Source organism: Halobacillus sp. ABD4_316, from assembly GCF_056161385.1.
The window spans coordinates 1-20,132 of sequence record NZ_JBSWZA010000002.1; the positions used below are offsets into that span (position 1 = coordinate 1).

At 49.0% G+C, this 20,132-nt stretch carries 23 protein-coding genes, 1 rRNA gene and 1 other RNA gene; 6 read left to right on the forward strand and 19 right to left on the reverse strand.

Annotation, left to right across the window (positions count from 1 at the left end; genetic code table 11):
- The 8 genes from ACXAJH_RS07150 to tadA form a co-directional block, all read right to left on the reverse strand.
- Nucleotides 1-191: ribosomal RNA gene (locus ACXAJH_RS07150) — 16S ribosomal RNA — on the reverse strand; the annotation flags it as partial.
- Nucleotides 192-612: 421 nt separating this feature from the next.
- Nucleotides 613-876 (reverse strand): pro-sigmaK processing inhibitor BofA family protein, encoded by a 264-nt coding sequence (locus tag ACXAJH_RS07155; RefSeq protein ID WP_474970182.1) that lies wholly within the window; start codon nucleotides 874-876, stop codon nucleotides 613-615.
- 71 nt (nucleotides 877-947) lie between these two features.
- Complete coding sequence (locus ACXAJH_RS07160; protein ID WP_474970181.1) at nucleotides 948-1,163, reverse strand: YaaL family protein; 216 nt, start codon at nucleotides 1,161-1,163, stop codon at nucleotides 948-950.
- A 15-nt stretch (nucleotides 1,164-1,178) separates the two neighbouring features.
- A complete protein-coding gene (gene recR, locus ACXAJH_RS07165; RefSeq protein ID WP_027955826.1) occupies nucleotides 1,179-1,775 on the reverse strand; it encodes a recombination mediator RecR in 597 nt (198 codons plus the stop codon).
- Between the two features lie 11 nt (nucleotides 1,776-1,786).
- Nucleotides 1,787-2,104, reverse strand: a complete 318-nt coding sequence (locus ACXAJH_RS07170) for a YbaB/EbfC family nucleoid-associated protein (RefSeq protein WP_474970180.1) — start codon at nucleotides 2,102-2,104, stop codon at nucleotides 1,787-1,789.
- 24 nt (nucleotides 2,105-2,128) lie between these two features.
- Complete coding sequence (gene dnaX, locus ACXAJH_RS07175) at nucleotides 2,129-3,853, reverse strand: DNA polymerase III subunit gamma/tau (RefSeq protein WP_474990705.1); 1,725 nt, start codon at nucleotides 3,851-3,853, stop codon at nucleotides 2,129-2,131.
- A 187-nt stretch (nucleotides 3,854-4,040) separates the two neighbouring features.
- Nucleotides 4,041-4,306: signal recognition particle sRNA large type (gene ffs, locus ACXAJH_RS07180), an RNA gene on the reverse strand.
- Nucleotides 4,307-4,356: 50 nt separating this feature from the next.
- Nucleotides 4,357-4,836, reverse strand: coding sequence for a tRNA adenosine(34) deaminase TadA (tadA, locus tag ACXAJH_RS07185; RefSeq protein ID WP_474970178.1), 480 nt, complete (start codon nucleotides 4,834-4,836; stop codon nucleotides 4,357-4,359).
- A gap of 133 nt (nucleotides 4,837-4,969) precedes the next feature.
- On the opposite strand from tadA, the gene ACXAJH_RS07190 reads away from it, so the two are divergent.
- Nucleotides 4,970-6,259, forward strand: a complete 1,290-nt coding sequence (locus ACXAJH_RS07190) for a glycosyl hydrolase family 18 protein (RefSeq protein WP_474970462.1) — start codon at nucleotides 4,970-4,972, stop codon at nucleotides 6,257-6,259.
- A 13-nt stretch (nucleotides 6,260-6,272) separates the two neighbouring features.
- Here ACXAJH_RS07190 and ACXAJH_RS07195 read toward each other — a convergent pair whose 3' ends face one another.
- From ACXAJH_RS07195 to acsA, 5 genes are all read right to left on the reverse strand, one after another.
- Nucleotides 6,273-7,058 carry a DUF3891 family protein gene (locus ACXAJH_RS07195; RefSeq protein WP_474970622.1) on the reverse strand — a complete coding sequence of 262 codons (786 nt, stop codon included), beginning with the start codon at nucleotides 7,056-7,058 and terminating at the stop codon, nucleotides 6,273-6,275.
- A gap of 146 nt (nucleotides 7,059-7,204) precedes the next feature.
- Nucleotides 7,205-7,717, reverse strand: coding sequence for a type 1 glutamine amidotransferase domain-containing protein (locus tag ACXAJH_RS07200; protein ID WP_027955832.1), 513 nt, complete (start codon nucleotides 7,715-7,717; stop codon nucleotides 7,205-7,207).
- Between the two features lie 93 nt (nucleotides 7,718-7,810).
- On the reverse strand, nucleotides 7,811-9,130 hold the full coding sequence (locus ACXAJH_RS07205) for a lysine N(6)-hydroxylase/L-ornithine N(5)-oxygenase family protein (protein ID WP_474970176.1): 1,320 nt from the start codon (nucleotides 9,128-9,130) through the stop codon (nucleotides 7,811-7,813).
- A 39-nt stretch (nucleotides 9,131-9,169) separates the two neighbouring features.
- Nucleotides 9,170-10,468 (reverse strand): purine/pyrimidine permease, encoded by a 1,299-nt coding sequence (locus ACXAJH_RS07210; RefSeq protein WP_474993482.1) that lies wholly within the window; start codon nucleotides 10,466-10,468, stop codon nucleotides 9,170-9,172.
- 102 nt (nucleotides 10,469-10,570) lie between these two features.
- Complete coding sequence (acsA, locus tag ACXAJH_RS07215; protein WP_474970174.1) at nucleotides 10,571-12,280, reverse strand: acetate--CoA ligase; 1,710 nt, start codon at nucleotides 12,278-12,280, stop codon at nucleotides 10,571-10,573.
- Nucleotides 12,281-12,624: 344 nt separating this feature from the next.
- Here acsA and queF point away from each other — a divergent pair, with 344 nt between their 5' ends.
- Complete coding sequence (gene queF, locus ACXAJH_RS07220; RefSeq protein ID WP_474970625.1) at nucleotides 12,625-13,119, forward strand: preQ(1) synthase; 495 nt, start codon at nucleotides 12,625-12,627, stop codon at nucleotides 13,117-13,119.
- A 72-nt stretch (nucleotides 13,120-13,191) separates the two neighbouring features.
- On the opposite strand, the gene aldA is transcribed toward queF, so the two are convergent.
- The 4 genes from aldA to ACXAJH_RS07240 all read right to left on the reverse strand — a co-directional run bounded on the left by aldA (nucleotide 13,192) and on the right by ACXAJH_RS07240 (nucleotide 15,977).
- On the reverse strand, nucleotides 13,192-14,643 hold the full coding sequence (gene aldA / locus ACXAJH_RS07225; protein ID WP_474993483.1) for an aldehyde dehydrogenase: 1,452 nt from the start codon (nucleotides 14,641-14,643) through the stop codon (nucleotides 13,192-13,194).
- A 118-nt stretch (nucleotides 14,644-14,761) separates the two neighbouring features.
- Nucleotides 14,762-15,013, reverse strand: coding sequence for a hypothetical protein (locus tag ACXAJH_RS07230; protein ID WP_160890095.1), 252 nt, complete (start codon nucleotides 15,011-15,013; stop codon nucleotides 14,762-14,764).
- 98 nt (nucleotides 15,014-15,111) lie between these two features.
- Complete coding sequence (locus ACXAJH_RS07235) at nucleotides 15,112-15,216, reverse strand: YjcZ family sporulation protein (RefSeq protein ID WP_084163164.1); 105 nt, start codon at nucleotides 15,214-15,216, stop codon at nucleotides 15,112-15,114.
- Nucleotides 15,217-15,320: 104 nt separating this feature from the next.
- On the reverse strand, nucleotides 15,321-15,977 hold the full coding sequence (locus ACXAJH_RS07240) for a M50 family metallopeptidase (RefSeq protein ID WP_474993485.1): 657 nt from the start codon (nucleotides 15,975-15,977) through the stop codon (nucleotides 15,321-15,323).
- Between the two features lie 75 nt (nucleotides 15,978-16,052).
- Here ACXAJH_RS07240 and modA point away from each other — a divergent pair, with 75 nt between their 5' ends.
- The 4 genes from modA to ACXAJH_RS07260 are packed head-to-tail and all read left to right on the forward strand — an operon-like array spanning nucleotide 16,053 to nucleotide 18,636.
- The gene (gene modA / locus ACXAJH_RS07245; protein WP_474970169.1) at nucleotides 16,053-16,832 is read left to right on the forward strand and encodes a molybdate ABC transporter substrate-binding protein; all 780 of its coding nucleotides are present in this window, start codon (nucleotides 16,053-16,055) and stop codon (nucleotides 16,830-16,832) included.
- Nucleotides 16,832-17,512 (forward strand): molybdate ABC transporter permease subunit, encoded by a 681-nt coding sequence (gene modB, locus ACXAJH_RS07250; protein WP_474970461.1) that lies wholly within the window; start codon nucleotides 16,832-16,834, stop codon nucleotides 17,510-17,512. Before modA ends, modB begins: the two co-directional genes overlap by 1 nt.
- Nucleotides 17,513-17,548: 36 nt before the next feature.
- Nucleotides 17,549-18,160 (forward strand): NAD(P)-dependent oxidoreductase, encoded by a 612-nt coding sequence (locus tag ACXAJH_RS07255; protein WP_474970168.1) that lies wholly within the window; start codon nucleotides 17,549-17,551, stop codon nucleotides 18,158-18,160.
- 23 nt (nucleotides 18,161-18,183) lie between these two features.
- Nucleotides 18,184-18,636, forward strand: a complete 453-nt coding sequence (locus tag ACXAJH_RS07260) for an NUDIX hydrolase (RefSeq protein ID WP_474970167.1) — start codon at nucleotides 18,184-18,186, stop codon at nucleotides 18,634-18,636.
- A gap of 59 nt (nucleotides 18,637-18,695) precedes the next feature.
- Here the strand turns inward: ACXAJH_RS07260 and ACXAJH_RS07265 are convergent, their stop codons facing one another.
- On the reverse strand, nucleotides 18,696-19,379 hold the full coding sequence (locus tag ACXAJH_RS07265; protein ID WP_027955844.1) for a deoxynucleoside kinase: 684 nt from the start codon (nucleotides 19,377-19,379) through the stop codon (nucleotides 18,696-18,698).
- Nucleotides 19,376-20,017, reverse strand: coding sequence for a deoxynucleoside kinase (locus tag ACXAJH_RS07270; RefSeq protein WP_027955845.1), 642 nt, complete (start codon nucleotides 20,015-20,017; stop codon nucleotides 19,376-19,378). The genes ACXAJH_RS07265 and ACXAJH_RS07270 overlap by 4 nt, the downstream gene beginning before the upstream one ends.
- Nucleotides 20,018-20,132 lie beyond the last annotated feature (115 nt).

Consider the following 20,132-nt stretch of genomic DNA (forward strand, 5'->3'; position numbering starts at 1 on the left):
ACCCGGCATTAGCCCCGGTTTCCCGGGGTTATTCCGATCTTACAGGCAGGTTGCCCACGTGTTACTCACCCGTCCGCCGCTCGTTCCACGAGCTTCACCCCGAAGGGATCCGCTCGCTTCCCGCGCTCGACTTGCATGTATTAGGCACGCCGCCAGCGTTCGTCCTGAGCCAGGATCAAACTCTCCATAAAAGTAGTTTGACTTGCTCATTTGCACACCGAATGTGCTTGTTTCAAATTTCTTCATTAAAGAAGAAATGTTTTGACGTACTGGTTGGTTCGTTCAGTTTTCAAAGATCAAATGTTGTCGGCCGTTTGAAAACAGCGACTTAATCATCTTAACATGTGTTGTTTTTCATGTCAACAACTTTTTTCATTAAGTTGAGAAAGCGTTTGGCTGTCGTTTTTGGCGACAAATACTAATTTATCATGGGAAGCCGTTTGTGTCAACAACTTTTTTCATGATTCGTTTTGGCGTTTTTCAACACCGCGCCGCTCTCTTAAAGCGACAAGTAATAATTTATCACGGATACGAACCTAACGCAATAGTTTTTCGTTATTTTCTCATATTCTTTTTGTTCCACAAATAAAAGCGGCAGGAAACCCGCCGCTTTTATAAAACCCAGATATGAATGGCTGTTAACGACAGTACACCCGGAAGCCCTAAAAGAAGGGACACACCGGCTGTAAATCCATTGATTGGAATATGCAGCCCGAACTGCGCTCCAAACAGATTCACAAAAAACAGAAGAATAACGGCTACAATCAACCGCGTAAGCCCAGCCCCCAACCACTTCAACGGCTTCACAGGCATGCCGGTGATTAACAAAAGAGGTACAGCGAGACTCAACAATAATACGACCAGTATCGGATCCATAAAAAACCCCCTGTCTGATTAACTGCTCTGGGAACAGTATATGAAATCAGACAGGGGGCTAGTACAAAGGTTCAGGATAATGCGTTGATTCCTCTGTATCTTGCTTCTCTTAATAGATAGAAATACTTCGCTTTGACTAAAGCCAGATCGTTCAAACCTTCTTCACTCGGTTCAATGCTTTGTTCGATAATGGTGTTTAAGCTTTCCCATTCGTGTTTCATCTTCCTGATACGAAGGAGAAGCTCCTGATCCATTTCTTTTTTAATCTTCTTCTGTTTACCGAACAAATCCATCACCTTCTTCTATAGTTCTCTCCGACCTTCCAGCGCTTTCGACAACGTTACTTCATCGGCATACTCCAAATCGCCGCCGACTGGAAGTCCGTGGGCGATCCTTGTCATCCGAATCCCTGAAGGTTTAACAAGGCGGGAGATATACATCGCTGTGGCTTCCCCTTCAATGTTCGGATTCGTCGCCAGGATCAGTTCCTCGACTCCTTCATCCTTAAGCCGGTTGATTAGACTCTCGACATTGATATCCTCAGGTCCAATCCCGTCCATTGGTGAAATCGCCCCGTGAAGGACATGGTACTTCCCACTGAATTCCTTCATTTTCTCCATGGCGATTACATCCTTGGGATCCTGCACCACACATATCAGTTTTTCATCCCTTGATTCATCCTGACAGATGGAACATGGATCCTGGTCTGTAATATGGCCGCAGATCGAGCAGTGGGTCAGTTCACGCTTGGCATTGACGAGGGACTTGGCAAAGTCCAGCACGTCGTCTTCTTCCATCTCCAGCACGAAAAAAGCCAGGCGGACCGCCGTTTTCGGACCGATCCCTGGCAGCTTTGTAAAACTGTCAATCAGTTTTGATATTGGTTCCGGGTAATACATGAGAATTCCTCCTAGAACATTCCTCCAGGCATCCCTTTCGTGAATTGTCCCATAGTATCATTAGTCTTATCGTCCACTTGCTTGATGACATCATTCGTCGCCGTAATGATAAGGTCCTGCAGCATTTCCACATCATCCGGATCGACTACTTCCTCATCAATGACAACATCGGTAATTTCTTTTTTCCCGTTTGCCGCCACTTTAACCATACCGCCTCCTGCAGAAGCTTCAAAAGTCATCTCGTAAAGCTCTTCCTGAGCCTTCATCATTTTCTTCTGCATTTTCTGCATCTGTTTCATCATATTGTTCATGTTTCCACCACCACGCATGGGGCATTCCTCCTTGTGGGATTGTTAGTCCTGGATTTCAATCAGGTCATCCCCGAAGTGTTTTCGGGCTTCTGAAATATGCGGGTCCTCCTGGGGCTCCTGCGGCGTACTTTCTCCGTTTTCCTCCCCGTCCACTTCCGGCACTTCATCCGGAGCCTGTTTCTGCTTCCGGACATATTCCTCTCGCAGTTCCTGCCAATTCTGTTCAGGAATCGGAATGATTGTCATCGGCTTTCCTGCATACTCCGTCAAAAGGGGTTCGATCGTCTTTTGATGCTCCAGAGCCAGGGAGCAGTGAATATCATAGCGGAAAGCCAGGACGAGCGCCTTCGGTGATGCAGCCCGCGGTTTGCTGTTTAACAGTGTCGCATGAGCCGGCGCATTCTGCTGCTTGAGCGCCTCCATAAAGTCAGCCCAGCGACTCTGGATATTTTTAATCTCTTCCTTCGAAGCTTCACTCAGGACCTGCCTGATCCGCTCATATGGAACATTATACCCTTTTCTTCCTGATTTTGCAGGCGCACGTTTTTTAGCAGGCTGGGCAGAAGCCTGAGGCGCCGGTCCGCTTTCCTTTAGAGCTGCCAGCTGTTTTTCAAGCTCCTGGATTTTCCCGGACAGCTTTTCGACAGCACTGGAATCAACCGCCTGTGCTGACGGAGGACCTGCCTGTACTTCGACCATGTTCAGCATGGCGATTTCTATGAAGACTTTCGGACTTGTCGTCCATTTCATTTCCTGCTGACAGTGATTCAATTCACGGATCGCCTGCTGAATCCATCCGGCTGTGAGCTCTGTGGAAAGGTTCCGGAACGAATCATCCGGAATGGCACGTTCCAGGTTCTGTTCAAGGTCCGGAGCACTTTGATACAGCAGAAGGTCTCTTAAATAATAGATAAGATCGAAAACAAAACGGCCCGGATCTTTCCCCTGCTGGATCAGATCATCCACCGCTTCCAGAGCTGATCTGGCGTCTTGATCGTTCAAGGCTCTCAAGACAGCGGTAAGCTTCGCCTGCGATACGGACCCCGTCACAGCCAGGACATCGTCCATCGTCACTTCCTCTTCACTGTAGGAAACGGCCTGGTCCAACAGACTTAAGGCATCACGCATGCCGCCTTCTGCCGTTAGAGCAATGATTTCCAAAGCCTCAGGAACCACGGCAATCTCTTCCGCTGCTGTGATTTTCACCATCCGGTCGACCATCGACTTTTGGGAAATCCGTTTGAAGTCAAACCGCTGACACCTGGATATGATCGTCAACGGAATTTTGTGCGGTTCAGTCGTCGCCAGAATGAAGATCACGTGCTTTGGAGGTTCCTCCAATGTTTTCAAAAGGGCGTTGAACGCACCCATGGAAAGCATGTGAACCTCATCAATGATGTAGACCTTGTACGGCACCGCGCTCGGGGCATATTTGACCTTGTCCCTGATTTCACGTATCTGCTCCACCCCGTTGTTGGAAGCAGCGTCAATCTCTATGACATCAGAGATGGAGCCATCCTGGATGCCAAGACAGGCATCGCATTCATTACACGGCTCTTTCACAGGGGAGCGTTCGCAGTTGACGGCCTTTGCGAAAATTTTGGCCGCACTCGTTTTTCCCGTCCCCCTGGGTCCGGAAAATAAATACGCATGTGAAAACTTTTCCTGTACTATTGCGTTCTGCAGTGTCCGCGTAATGTGCGATTGCCCAACGACACCTTCAAAATCCCGGGGACGCCATACACGATATAAAGCCTGGTAGCTCATAAAACCGTTCTCCCTTTTTAGTTTCATTCCCATTATACCTGATAGACATTCCTGCTGTGAACCATTACCGGCAGACAAGAAGACAGTCAGGGGGATCGTCTATAAATGATAGAAAAAAGGAGCCGTTATGAACGTATCATAACGGCTCCCCTTATATGTGAATCATGTGTGTACGACTTATGTAATGCCGTGCACCCACCTTCGATGGCAGAGCCCTAAGCGTTACTTATGGTTGTGGCTCGACCCAGGCACTCCCGCGGCACACGGGAGGGTCAGCTTACTGCTGCTTCCTTCCGGACCTGACAGGGTTCACTGGTTCCCATTGCGCAGGACCTGAGTGTCAACACCACTCACATAAGGCAGACCTTAAAGCTGTGCCACCTCGGGTGGGAATTCGGCCTCGCTATAGCGGATTGCGAGTACAGGGCACCGCTACCTCCCCGCTTAGCACGGCATAAACAAGTATAGCGATTTTCAGCAGAAAATGCAATGGTTTCATACTGTTAATTATCTACAGCCGGTTTCTTTTTCTTCTTCGACCGGAGGCTGCGGAAAAAATGAGACAGCATCTCCCCGCATGCTTCTCCCAGAACACCGGGCACAACTTCAGATCGATGGTTGAAACGATTATCCTCCAAAAGCTGGTACAAGCTTCCGGCACAGCCGGCTTTAGGATCGGCCGCTCCGTATACGACCCGGGGAATTCTCGACTGCAGAATGGCTCCTGCACACATGGGGCAGGGCTCCAAGGTCACATATAACGTGCAGTCTTCCAGACGCCAGCTGCCCTCATGCTCATTGGCACGCTCAATTGCGATGAATTCGGCATGGGAAGAAGCGCGCTGGGATTGTTCGCGCTGATTGTACCCGGAAGCAATCACCTGATTGTCTTTGACGATAACAGCACCAATCGGCACTTCTCCTTCCGCCTCTGCTTTTTCCGCTTCCACCATGGCAAGCTCCATAAAGTGCTCATCTTCCATCCGGACCACCTCCTTTTCCTATAGAAAGACTGATAGAAAAAATCCTGTTCCTCGAATCCAGAAATGGATTTTAAGAATAAATCCGTTTTTTTGTTTCATACATTGATAAAGGATGAGAAAGGATGTGAGACATGTGCAGATTCATATTGTTCAAGAGGGAGACTCTGTGTATTCGATCGCCCGTCTTTATGATAGTACGCCAAACGACATCATCGAAGCAAACGAATTAGAGACGCCGGGAGAACTTGTCATCGGTCAGGCTCTTGTGGTTCCTATCGTCGGACAATACTATTTTGTTCAGTCGGGAGACAGTTTATATACGATTGCTGAACAATTCAATATGACGGCGGATCGCCTGGCAGCCGTCAATGGACTGAATACGGACAGCGCTCTCGCTGTCGGGCTGCGGCTTTATATTCCGGACCAGCCCCCGACACCGATTACGAGCAATGCGTACATTGAACCCTATGGAGGAACCGTCTCCGACACCCTCCGGCAGTCAGCAGAGAGCCGGGCCGTGAACCTGACTTATCTGGCCCCCTTCAGCTATGAAATCCAGGAGGACGGCACATTAAAAGCACCTCCGCTCGACAATTTCAAGGAAATTGCCAGGAAAAACGATGCGACTCTCATGATGGTCGTCACCAACCTGGCTGATGACGGGTTCAGTGCAGAATTGGGCAGAACAATTCTCAGCGACGAGGCCCTTCAAGACAAACTGCTCGATGAAATCATTCAAATTACGAAACAGGTAGGATTCAAGGATGTCCATTTTGATATGGAATTCCTTCCTCCGGATATGAAAGATTCCTATAATCAATTTCTTCGCAAAGCAAAACAGCGTCTATCCAAGGAAGGACTGCTCATTTCGACAGCGCTCGCTCCTAAAACGAGTGCCGACCAGAAAGGCGACTGGTATGAAGCCCACGATTATAAAGCCCACGGGGAAATCGTAGACTTCGTCGTCTTGATGACCTACGAATGGGGATACAGCGGCGGTCCGCCACGCGCCGTGTCTCCGATCGGCCCTGTCACAGATGTTGTGAATTATGCATTGTCGGAAATGCCGGCTCAGAAAATTCTGCTTGGCCAGAACCTCTATGGATATGACTGGACGCTTCCGTACGAACCCGGGGGAGAATTCGCCAAAGCCCTCAGTCCGCAGCAGGCCATTCAGACAGCCCGGAAAAATAATGTGGCAATTTCATACGACCAGAAGGAGCAGGCCCCCTATTTCACGTATACGGATGGAGATGGAAAAAAGCATGAGGTGTGGTTCGAAGACGCCAGATCCATACAAAAGAAATTCGATTTGATTAAGGAAAAGAACCTGCTTGGAATCAGTTACTGGAAGCTCGGACTATCCTTCCCCCAGAACTGGGTCCTTCTCAGCAATCAATTCAGCGTGAAAAAAAATCCATAAAAGAAGCCGCTTCTCATGAGAGAGGCGGCTTTTCTTCTTTTCCAACAAAGGTGACCGTGACCGGATCAATATCAGCCTCCTGGAAAGCCTTGGTCAATCCACGGCGCTGGATGTCCTCTTTCGATACTCTCCGGTAAGGAATCTGCACATGGAAGGACTGTTCAAATGGAAACGGATCGAGGACGACCTGACGTGCGCTGTCCCACTGCGGATATATCCCCTCCGGCGCAAAATCGAACGTCTGTCTGAACCCGTCCTTAAACCACGGGATTTCCTCTTCCTTCGGTGTTCCCGGTTCCTGCATACACACATACAAAGAAAGATCATCACAGAACTGAAGGCGTTTGAAGTGAAGATGATAGACGTCGTAGGGAATGTCCATTTCCATCCATTCATACAAATCCTTCCGCCGTTTCTCCTCCTGCTTCAGGAATTCGACAATCACAGGATCATGGCTGTCCTCCTGAAAGAAGGAGGCATAATGCATGCTGCACAGCATCCCTGCATAAAAGGACTGGGAAGCCACTTCTCCAATCCCACGCTCATAAGCCTGGAGTTTTTCCTGGAGCGGATAATCGACAAACGTATACGGGCGGTTCTTCTCTTCATTCCATAAAGGCTTCTCATCCAAAGGAATCCAGGCCCGGTCATGCTGACGGATGGCCCAGTCCGCTTCTTCCCTCAGCTTCGAGCGCAGCAGAAAATGATTTTTCCAATGATCAACGAGGCTTCCTGAAATGCCGGCATGTTCGTGCTGGGGTATCATGATGAAGTGGTCCGTCTTCTCAATAACAATCATAAACGATCCTCCTAGTTCTTCATCCATTATGTAGGCAGACTTGTCCTTCCATTATATAGGATCACACGACCACTCACCACCGCTGGATCCGATTGATAGAAAAAGAGCCGTGGGGAGAATCCCCCGCGGCCCCATGGTGACGCAGATTATTTAAGAAGTTTCAATGCTTCGCGGTTAAAGGCAGGGATGTCATCCGGCTGTCGGCTGGTCACCAGCTGATCCTGACAGACGACGACTTCCTGGTCCTTATAATCCACGCCCGCATACTCCATATCGACAGCGATGGATTTGAACCCTGTAGCTGTACGGCCTTCCAGTGTTTTAGCTGTAATCAACAGCTGAGGTCCGTGGCAGATGGCGAAGACAGGCTTCTTCTCATCCATAAAGTGTTTAGCGAAGGAAACGAACTTCTCATCTCCGCGGAGAATATCCGGGGAAAATCCGCCCGGGATGAACAAGGCATCAAAGTCTTCCGGTTTTACATCATCAATGGACGTATCGATTTTGACCGAGGCTTCTCCCTGCTTGCCTTCCACTTCTTTTCCGGCTTCCCATTCAATGGTTGTCACTTCATGACCTTCCTTGGAAAAGGCATCCGCCGGCTGTGTATATTCGACATCTTCAAAATGGGACGTTACGAGACATGCAATCTTACTCATGAAAACTCAACTCCTTGAAAGATTTGTCCATTATTTTTTCCATAGATTGTCTTCCCGTTTGGCAGGCTTTTAAACACCGGTGACAGGTTCAGGTTACTTCGGATGCTTCATGGAGAAGGTCTGGAATGTGGTATCCTTTTGATTTTTGTACACTTCCCTGCCGGCAATGGTGTTGATGATATGAACATTGCGGTGAACGGAAAGGCCGAGGTTCGTCGCCCCTGCTCCGTGGGAATGCACCAGGTTCGTCAAGGTGAAGAAGTGATGATCACGGCCGTCCTTGAATTCCAGATGGTAGTCACGGGACACCTTATACATCTGATCGGCCTCCCATTCGACCTGATCCTTATAGCGGTCCATAAACCATGAAGGAAGATGAGGCTTGTAGCCGGTGGCAAACACCACTTTGTCGGCATGATACGTATAGTCATACTCCTCCTGCCACTGGCGGCACTGAAGATCATAGCCCCCCTCTTCTGACGCTTCAATACCGTTGATCTCTGTCATCGGCTGGATAAGGACACGGCTGTCTTCCATCGCTGTCGTCCGGTGGTACAGTTTTGTATAAAGCCGTGTGAGCGTGTCCGGAGCAATCCCTTTACGGAGCGGATCAAGCGTACTCAACGCTTCTTTCCGCTGGTCAAAGCTCAGACTATGAAAATAATCCACATAATCAGGAGTAAACATCTCCTGGGCAAATTTTGCCGTATCGAGCTGGAACAATCCGCCCGATCTCGTCAAAAGCGTCACTTTCATATCACTGCGCTCCTGCTCCTCCAATAGATCAAGGAAAACTTCAAGTGCACTTTGACCGGAGCCGATAACCGCAACATGGCGCGACTTCAGCAGCTGATCCTTTTGGAACAGGTAACGGCTCGTATGAAGCACATCTTCATTCGGCAGGCGGTCCATGCCATCCAGGACGATCGGTTCGTTCCCAGTCCCCATCACGACGTGCCTGGACCGGTAATGCTTTCTTTCACCGGTCGTCGTCTCTTCGACAATCACTTCATAGTGCGGCGTCTTTTCTTCGTTATGATCGATCACATCTATAACCGTATGACCGAAGTGCAGGCCATCCACCTGACCAGCCACCCACTGCATATAATGATTGAACTCCTGTCTTGGAATTTCAAAGTGGCGGTGAAAGAAAAACGGAAACATACGGTTGTGTTCGTGCAGGTAATTGATAAATGTATAAGGACTCTTCGGATCAGCAAATGTTACAAGGTCGGCCAAAAACGGAACTTGAAGATCCATTTTTTCTATGAGCATGCCCGGATGCCAGTTGAACTCGATTGTCTGTTCAAAAAACAAACCGTCCACTTCGTCCGTCTGGTCGGCAAGTGCGGCAAGTCCAAGGTTGAAAGGCCCGATACCGATACCGATGATGTCTTTGATTTCTTCAGCCATAAAATACACTTCCTCTATCCATCCCATAAGCCGGGATAATTAATTTGGTTCCTTCCATAACTGGTTCAATGTAATGACGAGTACTGTTCCAATGAGAAGTCCATTGCTTAGAAGATTCTGCAGCACACCCGGGAGTCCTGTGAAGACGTCCGGCGGCAGAAACATCAGTCCGATCCCGAGCAGAAAAGACAGGCCTAGAATCGTCAGTTTCCGCTGATCGAGGGGTTCCATCGTCAAGTTCGACAAACCGAGGCCCATCAACTGTACAAACGTGGCTAAAAGCGCTGCATTCGCCACCGGAGCAGGCACAGAAGATATGAACCTGACCACAGGCGGAAAGAAAGACAGACCGGTCAGGAGCAGGGAAGCATAAAGGAACGGCTGCTTCCGTTTCTGTCCAGTCAGCTGCATAAATCCGGAGGAGGAAGCCAGCGAGACGTTGGCCACCGCAGAAAAAAGGGCGGTCAGGCCGTGGTTGATGCCCAGAAAGCCGCTCCCCCGGTTGATCTGCTCATATGTATACCGGGGCTTTCCATATATGGTCTGGCTGACAGCGATGACCGAAGCCACTAAATTCGACAGTAGAATCACGGCAGTAATCAATCCCAGAGGAAGAGTACCGAGAGTCATGGCCGGCGGTCCCCAGGCAAAAACTTCGGGAAGGGCAAACCACTCGACGGCTGTAGATTCAACGCCCTTCGCCGGAACAGCTATTTCATACAATACCCATCCTGCGCTGATCCCAATCAGGACAGCAAAACTTTTCATCCATCCCCGCCCAGTGATAGAAAGCCCGAGAACAAGGGCAAGCGTGACAAAAGCCGTCCACGCATCTGCCCCGTCAATACCCTCCGCTCCTTCCTGAAGGCCGAGCATCCCTTCAAGAAAGGTCCCGCTCAACTGAACGGTCAGCATAAATAAAAAAGCGCCGGTCACAAAAGGGGTAAAGACGAACAAAACCCGGTGGGACAATTTGAACAAGCCGAATAAAACTAAAAACAGTCCGGTCCACAGCATCGTCCCCTCCAGCACTTGAAGCGTCTCCATATAGGTATCCCCGTTCTGTTTTCCACTGAAAGCCATAACGGCAAAAATACTGATCCAAATACCGGCCGGACCTTCCATGATCGGAAGCTTATGACCGATCACTCCTTGAAGAAAGGATGCCGCCCCTACTACAAATAACGTCCGCTGCATCAACCCGGCAACCTCCGGAAAGGAAAGGCCGAACAAAGAACCGATCACGATCGGCAGGGCGACAGCACTTGCCAGAAGAAACACAAACCACTGGACGGTTTCCAGCGTCTCTGTCATCCATTGCGTTGATTGTTTTTCCATTCTATCCACCTGCTGTCTACACTGATTTTTCTACATAAAACGTCATCGTTCCACGTGAAACGACAAATAGAAAAGCACAGCGGAAGGCTGTGCTTTTCCTGCTTATTCTTCTAATGTGGACGTATCACCTGTCGGAAGCCCGAGCTCCCACGACTTCAATAACCGCCGCATGATTTTACCACTTCTCGTTTTCGGTATCGTGTCCTTGATTTCGATTTCACGAGGGGCGGCATGGGCGCTGAGTCCCTTTTTCACAAACTGGCGGATGTCCTCCAGCAGCTCATCGGACTGCTCGTATCCATCCCGCAGTGTTATAAAGGCTTTAATGATTTCGCCCCGCTCTGGATCGGGTTTACCGATGACCCCTGCTTCTGCCACCGCTTCATGTTCAATCAGTTTGCTTTCCACCTCAAAAGGCCCTACGCGTTCGCCGGACGTGTTGATCACATCATCCAGACGGCCCTGGAACCAGAAGTAGCCATCTTCATCCTTATAAGCACTGTCTCCGGAGACGTACCAGCCGTTCAGGAAGTAGCTTTCGTACTTTCCGGGGTTGTTCCAGACGGCACGCATCATGGACGGCCATCCTTCTTTAACAGCGAGGTTCCCCATCTGATTGTCCGGGAGTTCGTTTCCTTCGTTATCTACGATGGCGGCCTCAATACCCGGGAACGGCTTACCCATCGATCCCGGTCGAATATCCATTGCCGGATAGTTACAGATCAGCATCCCGCCGGTCTCCGTCATCCACCACGTATCATGGATCCGCAGATCAAAGGCGGATAATCCCCATGTCACAACTTCAGGGTTCAATGGTTCTCCCACACTCAATACATGTCGGAGTGATGATAAGTCATGCTTTCCTGCCGCCTCTTTACCAGCACTCAACAATTTACGGAAGGCTGTGGGCGCCGAATACCATACCGACACATCATAGGCCGCAATTGTCCCGTACCAGTCATCCGGGCTGAAACGTCCACCGCGGATCACGTTGGTCACTCCGTTGAGCCACGGGGCGAATATTCCGTAGCTTGTACCGGTCACCCACCCGGGATCGGCGGTACACCAGTACACGTCGCCTTCCTTCAGATCGAGCACCCATTTTCCGGTTTGATAGTGCTGGATCATCGCATTGTGAACGTGGTAGACACCCTTCGGCTTTCCTGTTGAACCGGAAGTATAATGAAGGAGCATTCCATCCTCCAAGTCGACCCATTCCACATCAAAAGATTCAGAGGCGGCCTTCATTTCCTCTTCATAGGAAATGTAGTTGCCAGGCGCTTCCCCGCCCACAAGGACAATCTGCTTCAAGTGCGGCAGATCATCGGCCGGTACACGCTCCAGCAAATCCGGTGTCGTGATCAGCATCGTCGCTTCGCTGTCCTCCAGACGATCCCGGACCGCCTGCTCCATAAAGGCTTCAAACAACGGGCCTGCGATCGCTCCCACCTTCAAAATACCAAAGAAAGCCGCATAAAATTCCGGGCTTCTCGGCATGAAAAGGAAGACGCGGTCCCCTTTTTCTATATGGTGTTTTTTCAACACGTTGGCAAATTGGTTACTTTTTCTGCTCAGGTCTGAGAAACTCAGCGTTTCCTCCCTGTCCGGTGCGGAATAAATCAACGCCGGCTGATCTTTCTTGTCCGGGTTTTCCGCATGGCGGTCAATCGCTTCATAAGCGGCATTGACCCGTCCGGTGTCGTTCCAAGTAAAATGCTGCTTTGCATCGTCCCACTGAAAATTTTCATACGTCTGCTTGTAGTTTTCCATGTTGTGATTGCCTGATCGAGCTGGAATTGGCTGCATGTCCATTAAATCACCTCATTAGAATGTTTTTTGTAAACGTTTTCTGCATGTGGCAAAACAAAGCTCTGAAGGAAATCAGAGCCGCGCATTTTTTCTGAAAATTTCACGAATTACTTCTATTGTAGGGGATTACGAATGATTTTTAAAGAGTATTCTCCAAAGATTTACAGAAACGGGTCAGATGCCGGAGGAAATTGACAGGTTTCTCCTCCCTTCTATATAATAAACCCAACAGAACAAAGAGGTTTCTTAGCCCACCCCTCTATAAAAAACTAAGGATGTAGACGACACAAGCCGCTGCCCTTAGAGGCAGCGGCTTTTTATTTTACTTATATGGAGGAGACGATATTATGCCAGGACGAAATGAAGAGGAGCTTCCCCTTTCCCTGCTCGGAAACCAGGGAACAAGCTATTCGTTTGAATACGATCCGGAGGTACTGGAAACGTTCGACAACCAGCATCCGAACCGTGATTACTTTGTTAAATTCAACTGTCCGGAATTCACCACGCTCTGTCCGAAAACGAGACAGCCGGATTTCGCGACGATTTACATCAGCTACATCCCCGATGTGAAGATGGTGGAAAGTAAATCACTCAAGCTTTATCTATTCAGTTTCCGCAATCACGGCGACTTCCATGAGGACAGTGTGAACACGATCATGAACGACCTGATTGACCTCATGGATCCGCGCTACATCGAAGTGTGGGGGAAATTCACACCACGAGGCGGTATTTCCATTGATCCGTTCTGTAACTATGGAAAGCCTGGAACAAAATATGAGCAGATGGCCGATCACCGTCTGATGAATCACGATCTCTACCCTGAAAAAGTCGACAACCGCTGAAGAAAGACCAAGCGTTCCGTCAGAGACGATCCTATACAAAGGAGCTGCCCCGGTGGGACAGCTCCTTTTGGTTTACTGTTTATCGTTTTTATACTGCATATAGACGACCTGGGTTACGAGGAAGTCTTCCATGCCGTGTTTACCATCGGCACCACCGAGGCCGGATTTCTTCATACCCGCATGATAGCCTTGAACAGCTTCGAAGTTTTCACGGTTCACGAATGTCTCCCCGAACTTCAGCTCGTTCACGACACGCATCGCTTCATTCATGTCTTCCGTATAAACAGAAGAGGACAGACCATATTCCGTGTCATTTCCTTTTTCAATCGCTTCATCCAGCGTCTTGAATGTGGAAATCGGGATGACCGGACCGAAAATCTCTTCATGCATAATGTTCATATCATGGGTGACATTCGTCAAAATGGTCGGCTTATAGAAGAACCCTTTGTCCATGTCTGCGCGTTCCCCGCCAATTTCAATGTGGGCACCAGCATCCACTGCCTCTTTGACCATGGATTCCACTTCTTCGATGCGGTCCATACTGACGAGCGGACCAACTTCGGCTTGTTTATTTTCACGCGGGTTACCAAGTGTTTTATTTTCGAAGTTATGACGCAGCTTGCTGATCAGTTCTTCTGCGACACTTTCGTGTACGTAGACACGCTCGGCGTTTGTACACGCCTGTCCATTATTAGCTAAACGGGAAGTCGTTATGTTTTCCGCCGCTACATCCAGGTCGGCGCTGGCTGTTACGATAGCCGGTGCTTTACCGCCGAGTTCAAGGTTGACCTTCGTAATATTCTGAGCAGCCGCTTCCATGACTTTCGTTCCGGCTCCCACACTTCCCGTCATCGTAATCATGTGGACATCTTTATGCTTGGCAAGGGTATTGCCGATTTCAGAGCCTGTTCCTGTGACAAGGTTGTAGACCCCTTTAGGAATATCCTCCATGCTGTCGATGATTTTCGTGAATTCGACAGCTGTATTCGGTGTCTGCTGACTTGGCTTCAAGACGAGGGTACAGCCGGTAACAAGCGCTGTCGCTACTTTTCTTGCCAGAATAAACATCGGGAAATTCCATGGGACGATTCCGGCTACGACACCAATCGGCTTTTTATAAATGAATATATTTTCGTTTGCACGATCACTCGGGACAATTTCCCCTTCAATACGACGGGCCCATTCCGACATATACCGGAAATAATCAATTGCGAGATCTATTTCTCCGCTGGCCAGCTCATAATCTTTCCCCTGCTCTTCCTGAAGAAGATCAATGAACCGGTCACGGTTTTCTTCAATTTTATCTCCAAGGCGCCGGACGATTTTACCGCGCTCGATATTCGGAGTCAGTTCCCAGCCCTTCTGCGCAGCAGCTGCTGCTTCCACTGCTTTGTTCACATCTTCCTCCGTCCCTTTGGGAATACGGGAGATGACTTCCTCTGTGGCTGGATTAACGACGTCAATCCAATCCGATCCATGTGACTGTGTATATTCACCATTCATGTATAATTGATGTTCCTTCATTGATGATCCTCCTCCATGCTTTTTGTCTCCTTCGTTCCACTTTGTTTCCTCAACTAAACGACAGAATGTGTTAAAGTTTCAGCGGACCATATAAAAAAGCCTTGAACGTCAAGGCTTCCTACCATTCTAGAATATATCCCTTCACCTGCTTCATTTCCCCGGATTCGACTTTTTGATCTCCCTGGAAATACGGGTGTTCTTCCTTCAGGTGATACGTGATCGTTTCAGGGTCCAGATAAAGCTTGTACTCCAAATCTGTGACTTTATGAAGCGTAATTCCAGGTACTGTGGTCTGGTCTTCCCCTTCGCGAACGAGAAGAATATCAATCTGGTTATATCCTTCCGTCAATAAATGTTCCTTTAAATCCATAGTGGACTCCCCCGTCCTTTTTTTATAGTACGTTTTACCCTTCCTGCACCTTATACAAACTTTATATATGTAAGAGCGGGAAAAATCCCGCTGTCTATTTAATAACCGTATCCACGGCCGCCCATGTAAGAAGCACCGATAATGATCAAAAGGATGAACAAAACAACCAACAGTGCGAAACCACCGCCGTATCCTCCGCTCATTTCTTCCCCTCCTCTCTTTCCTACCTTATTACCTTATTCAGGTGGATAAGGAAAGACAGGGCAGGTGCGGATTTTGAAAGAATTCCCCCCGTGTCTGCACATTTTCAAAAAGTAAAGACACGCTTCAGGGAAAGAAAAGCAAAATAGACAGCCTGAAGAAAGAACAGCACGCCCCATACCGGAGATGGGATGATCCGGAAGGCGCGGGCCAGATTGGCGGCATCACCAGCCTGCCCCGGAGACACGAAGCTGATCCACATGATTTCAAATGCACTGGTTACAGACTCGACAAGAACGAGGGAGGCGAGCAGAAGAAGGACATACTGCACAATCGTGTCATGCCCTGTCCGGAGCAGCCAGATAAAACCGGCACCAAAGGTCACAATCCAGAACACTCCATAGATATTCCGGACCCAGAAGAGCAGGTTCACAGCAAGGATGGCAAGCAGGATATACATCACCCATGACCAGTATCCCTTACTAATTAAATAGAAAAAAACAAAGGCTGTGAAGGAGGCCGCTATATATCCCGAAAGACTTGTCGCCACATGGCTCAGCCACGAACTGTGACCGGTCAGCGTAACACCGGACGTATTCGGGAATAAAGAGATATGCCTCACTTCCCCACCTGTCAATAAAGCTGTGAGAGAATGACCGGTTTCATGTATCATAGTATTCAAGACTGCAAAATATTTACCTGCTACGGGAAGCTGGGTCAACAAAAGCGCCAGAACCAGCGCGGTGATGATTTGGAGTTTCATGCTATTCAACCTTTCTTTATCATGGATGTTTTATGCCCTGTCACCGAATCAACAAAGGCCGAAAGGAGGCTGTTTATGAAAAAAAGCATATGGGCTGCTTCCGTAATCCTTCTCTTCTTTTCAGCCGGATGCGCGAGTGCCAGTGAAAAACCGACCGTGACCATAGCTGCTGCGGCCAGTTTGACAGATGCTATGGAGGAAATCGTTCCATCCTATGAAGAGGCCTACAACGTCGATGTGACCTTATTATTAGGAAGTTCCGGTAAGTTGGCACGTCAGATTGAGCAGGGGGCTCCTGTCGACGTTTTTCTATCTGCCGATACCCGATGGACGACCTACTTAAAAGAACGTGGATACACGGATGATGCGCAGATGGAAACCTTTGCGGAAAACCGGCTCGTCGTTATCAGTCATCAGGAACACGCAGCGGCCGGCTCCCTGGACGCATTGAAAAAGGCAGCGGAAGATCAAACGACAGCCATCGGTAACCCGGACAGCGTCCCTGCTGGTACATATACGAAACAGGCGTTGGAAACGATTCACCTTTGGGATCAGATGGAAGATGACATGGTCTTTGCCGGAGATGTCCGGCAGGTGCTCACTTATGTAGAATCCGGCGACGCGGACTATGGTGTCGTCTATGCCAGTGATGCCTTCACATCGGACAAGGTACACGTCACCGCAGAAGTCGACCCGTCTTTACATGAATCGATCATTTATCCTGCCGCCGTCATTACAAAAAGCCGGGCTGAGGAGGCCGCCTCTGACTTTATAACCTTCCTGTCTACAGAAGCGGCCGGTAAAACCTTAGAAAACTATGGTTTTACCGCTGCAGGGGATGAAACGAACGAATGATGAGCATCAGTCCTCTCCTGCTCTCCCTAAAAGTAGCAGCCATCGCCACCATGATCGTTTTCATATCCGGGACGCTTGCAGCACGATTGATTTCCCGGAAAATATTTCCCGGGAAAAGTTTACTGGAATCATTATTTCTCCTGCCTCTTGTCCTCCCGCCGACCGTCATTGGCTTTTGTCTTCTATATGCGTTCGGCAGGAATGGCTGGGCTGGGCGGTTATTGATGCACTGGTTTGACCTGCAGGTGGTGTTCAGCTGGACAGGAGCTGTCATCGCTTCCGCCGTCGTCTCCTTCCCGCTGATGTATCAAAGTGCGGCGGCTGCTTTTCAAAACTATGATACACAGCTGGAAAATGCGGCTCATAATCTTGGTGCTTCCAGAGCAAAGGTATTCTTCACGATCGCGCTGCCGCTGGCCTGGCCGGGACTGCTCGCCGGCCTTGTCATGACATTCGCCCGATCTCTCGGAGAATTCGGAGCGACGTTGATGGTGGCCGGCTATATTCCGGGAGAAACCGACACCATTCCTCTTGCCATCTACTTTGCCGTCGAATCCGGACGGATGGAGGAAGCTCTCCTTTGGGTGCTTACAATTATCGCACTCGGATTCAGTGCTGTATACTGGCTGCAGACATGGAGCAGACGGAAAATCAATTTTTTCAGGCATCATTCTTCCTGAATGGGCGTTTCTAAAATAAATCAATGAGGTGAGATCATGAAAATTGTTGTTTTTGGTTCTACCGGTGGAACAGGAAAGGCCTTTGTCGAACAAGCTCTGGAATCCGGCCATGACGTTACCGCTTTTCTGAGGGATCCCGAAAAGCTCCGCATAAATCATGAACGACTGAATAGGGTACAAGGGGACGCAAGGAATGAGGAGGATGTTCGCCAGGCCGTCCTCGGACAGGAGGCCATTGTCTCCTGTCTCGGTTCAGAATCGTTGAAAGACCGCAGCACCCTGACCACTATGACGGAAAACATCCTGACCGCTTCCGCGCAGCATAACATCAAGCGGCTTCTCTACGTCGCCTCTGCCGGGCTGTACAATGAAATTCCCGGACTGACCGGGTGGATGAGCCGGATAATTTTAAGAAACGTCCTGCACGATCACCGCCGGGCGGTCAATGCAATCATAGCAGCGGATATGGATTATACGATTGCCCGTCCGATGCGCCTCCTGGATGGACCTGTCACAGGGAATTACCGGACGTCCGAAACCGTGCCGCAGGAGGGCCGAAGCATTTCCAGAGGGGATGTGGCCCATTTTCTGCTTCACGCACTTGAAGAAGGCACCTATGTAAAGGAAACAACAGGACTCGCTGATTAACGCTTCGAAAGGAGAACAGCCATATGGGATATGTAGAAGATTTAAGGGCGCTTGTCGGTCACCGGCCGTTGATCTTCGTCGGGGCTGTCGTCGTTATCGTGGATGACCAGGGGCGCATCCTCCTGCAGCAGCGAACGTCCCCACACGGCGTCTGGGGGCTGCCCGGAGGATTGATGGAACTCGGGGAAAGCACGGAAGAAACAGCCAAACGGGAAGTGCTTGAGGAAACGGGGCTGACGGTCGACAAGCTGAACCTATTCAATGTGTACTCCGGGGCGGACCAATTTATCCGGGCTGATAATGGCGATGAGTTTTACGTTGTCACAACGGCCTATGATACGGACACATACTCCGGTGATTACCGCATGGACCCGAGAGAGTCGCTCCAGTTTAAGTTTACGCCGCCCGATAAGCTTCCTGCTTCCATGGTCGGCAGCCACCGGAAAATGATCCATGACTATTTAAAAAAACCATAAAAAAACCGGTACGATGATCAGCGGTGATCATCGTACCGGTTTCTTCATTTATACCCATATTACGTAAGCAGACGGCTGGAACGCCATTTACGGGACTGCTGGATAAAGTGACCGATTTTTTCAAGGACCGGCTCAATGCTGTTTTCATCATTGAGGACATCATAGTCCGCAATGTTCAGGCGCAGCACAGGGCAGGAATTGAAATTGTCGATCCAGTTGTCATAACGGTTGAACATTTCCTCCCAGTATTCGACAGGTGTTTCCTGTTCCATCGGACGTCCACGCTCTTTAATACGGCCGAGAACATCATCGAAGGAACCTTCCAGATAAATGAGAAGGTCAGGATGAGGGAAATAGGGCGTCATGACCATGGCATCGAACAGATTACGATACGTTTCATAATCCGTTCCTGACATCGTCCCTTTTTCATAGTGCATCCGGGCAAAGATGCCGGTATCCTCATAAATGGAACGGTCCTGGATGAATCCGCCCCCGTATTCGAAGATTTTCTTCTGCTCCTTGAAGCGTTCAGCCAGGAAATAAATCTGCAGGTGAAAACTCCAGCGTTCAAAATCCTGGTAAAATTTATCAAGATACGGATTGGTCTCCACTTTTTCAAAAGATGTCCGGAATTTGAGAGCATCCGCAATCGCATTCGTCATCGTAGATTTTCCGACACCGACGGTACCGGCAATCGTGATCACACTATCATGTGGAATACCGTAGCGTTCACGTGCATTCATTTGATAACTTCTCCTTTATTTAAATGCTGTTCAACTTGAGCAACAATGTAGTTTAAATCGTCCTGATGCTTTACGAAATCCAAATGATCTCCATTGAGGCGGATCACAGGAATGTCCGGATGCGAGGCTTCAAAATGGCTCATGAAATCCTCATAATCCTGGGAAAGCTGTTCAAGATAAGCGGGCTGAATATTGGCCTCCACATCACGGTTCCGCATACGGATGCGGTCCATCAATGTATCAAGGCTTGCATGAAGATAGACGACCATATTCGGTTTAGGCATATCATGTGTTAATATATCAAAAATCTGTGCGTATTTATCAAATTGTTCTTCTCTAAGGGTTCGACGGGCGAAAATCATATTTTTTGAAATATGATAATCCGCTACAACAGGCTTGCCAGCTTGCAGATATTTACGTTCAATGTCTTCCAGCTGCTTGAAACGATTGCAAAGGAAAAACATTTCCGTCTGGAAGCTCCATTCTTCAATATTGTCATAAAACTTGCCTAAAAACGGGTTCTCCTCAACGATTTCCTTTAACAAGTGAAAATCAAACTGGGAGGCGAGCTTTTTAGACAGAGACGTTTTCCCAACCCCAATGGGCCCTTCAACGGATATGAAAGGTAGATCTCCCATCGCTGTTCCTCCTTCAAACTCTATTCAAGCGGGATCAGCCGTTCAGCGGCCTACCCTTGTTCTTTTTCGACTACAAAAAACGATCCTTTTTGACAGACAGGTATCATTTTATCAC

What these genes read in the sequence shown, in the direction of transcription:
- ACXAJH_RS07155 (WP_474970182.1), bottom strand. Translation starts at nt 876, where the DNA reads ATGGATCCGATACTGGTCGTATTATTGTTGAGTCTCGCTGTACCTCTT.
- recR (WP_027955826.1), bottom strand. Translation starts at nt 1,775, where the DNA reads ATGTATTACCCGGAACCAATATCAAAACTGATTGACAGTTTTACAAAG.
- ACXAJH_RS07170 (WP_474970180.1), bottom strand. Translation starts at nt 2,104, where the DNA reads ATGCGTGGTGGTGGAAACATGAACAATATGATGAAACAGATGCAGAAA.
- dnaX (WP_474990705.1), bottom strand. Translation starts at nt 3,853, where the DNA reads ATGAGCTACCAGGCTTTATATCGTGTATGGCGTCCCCGGGATTTTGAA.
- tadA (WP_474970178.1), bottom strand. Translation starts at nt 4,836, where the DNA reads ATGGAAGATGAGCACTTTATGGAGCTTGCCATGGTGGAAGCGGAAAAA.
- ACXAJH_RS07195 (WP_474970622.1), bottom strand. Translation starts at nt 7,058, where the DNA reads ATGATTGTTATTGAGAAGACGGACCACTTCATCATGATACCCCAGCAC.
- ACXAJH_RS07200 (WP_027955832.1), bottom strand. Translation starts at nt 7,717, where the DNA reads ATGAGTAAGATTGCATGTCTCGTAACGTCCCATTTTGAAGATGTCGAA.
- ACXAJH_RS07205 (WP_474970176.1), bottom strand. Translation starts at nt 9,130, where the DNA reads ATGGCTGAAGAAATCAAAGACATCATCGGTATCGGTATCGGGCCTTTC.
- ACXAJH_RS07210 (WP_474993482.1), bottom strand. Translation starts at nt 10,468, where the DNA reads ATGGAAAAACAATCAACGCAATGGATGACAGAGACGCTGGAAACCGTC.
- acsA (WP_474970174.1), bottom strand. Translation starts at nt 12,280, where the DNA reads ATGGACATGCAGCCAATTCCAGCTCGATCAGGCAATCACAACATGGAA.
- queF (WP_474970625.1), top strand. Translation starts at nt 12,625, where the DNA reads ATGCCAGGACGAAATGAAGAGGAGCTTCCCCTTTCCCTGCTCGGAAAC.
- aldA (WP_474993483.1), bottom strand. Translation starts at nt 14,643, where the DNA reads ATGAAGGAACATCAATTATACATGAATGGTGAATATACACAGTCACAT.
- ACXAJH_RS07230 (WP_160890095.1), bottom strand. Translation starts at nt 15,013, where the DNA reads ATGGATTTAAAGGAACATTTATTGACGGAAGGATATAACCAGATTGAT.
- ACXAJH_RS07235 (WP_084163164.1), bottom strand. Translation starts at nt 15,216, where the DNA reads ATGAGCGGAGGATACGGCGGTGGTTTCGCACTGTTGGTTGTTTTGTTC.
- ACXAJH_RS07240 (WP_474993485.1), bottom strand. Translation starts at nt 15,977, where the DNA reads ATGAAACTCCAAATCATCACCGCGCTGGTTCTGGCGCTTTTGTTGACC.
- modA (WP_474970169.1), top strand. Translation starts at nt 16,053, where the DNA reads ATGAAAAAAAGCATATGGGCTGCTTCCGTAATCCTTCTCTTCTTTTCA.
- modB (WP_474970461.1), top strand. Translation starts at nt 16,832, where the DNA reads ATGAGCATCAGTCCTCTCCTGCTCTCCCTAAAAGTAGCAGCCATCGCC.
- ACXAJH_RS07255 (WP_474970168.1), top strand. Translation starts at nt 17,549, where the DNA reads ATGAAAATTGTTGTTTTTGGTTCTACCGGTGGAACAGGAAAGGCCTTT.
- ACXAJH_RS07260 (WP_474970167.1), top strand. Translation starts at nt 18,184, where the DNA reads ATGGGATATGTAGAAGATTTAAGGGCGCTTGTCGGTCACCGGCCGTTG.
- ACXAJH_RS07265 (WP_027955844.1), bottom strand. Translation starts at nt 19,379, where the DNA reads ATGAATGCACGTGAACGCTACGGTATTCCACATGATAGTGTGATCACG.
- ACXAJH_RS07270 (WP_027955845.1), bottom strand. Translation starts at nt 20,017, where the DNA reads ATGGGAGATCTACCTTTCATATCCGTTGAAGGGCCCATTGGGGTTGGG.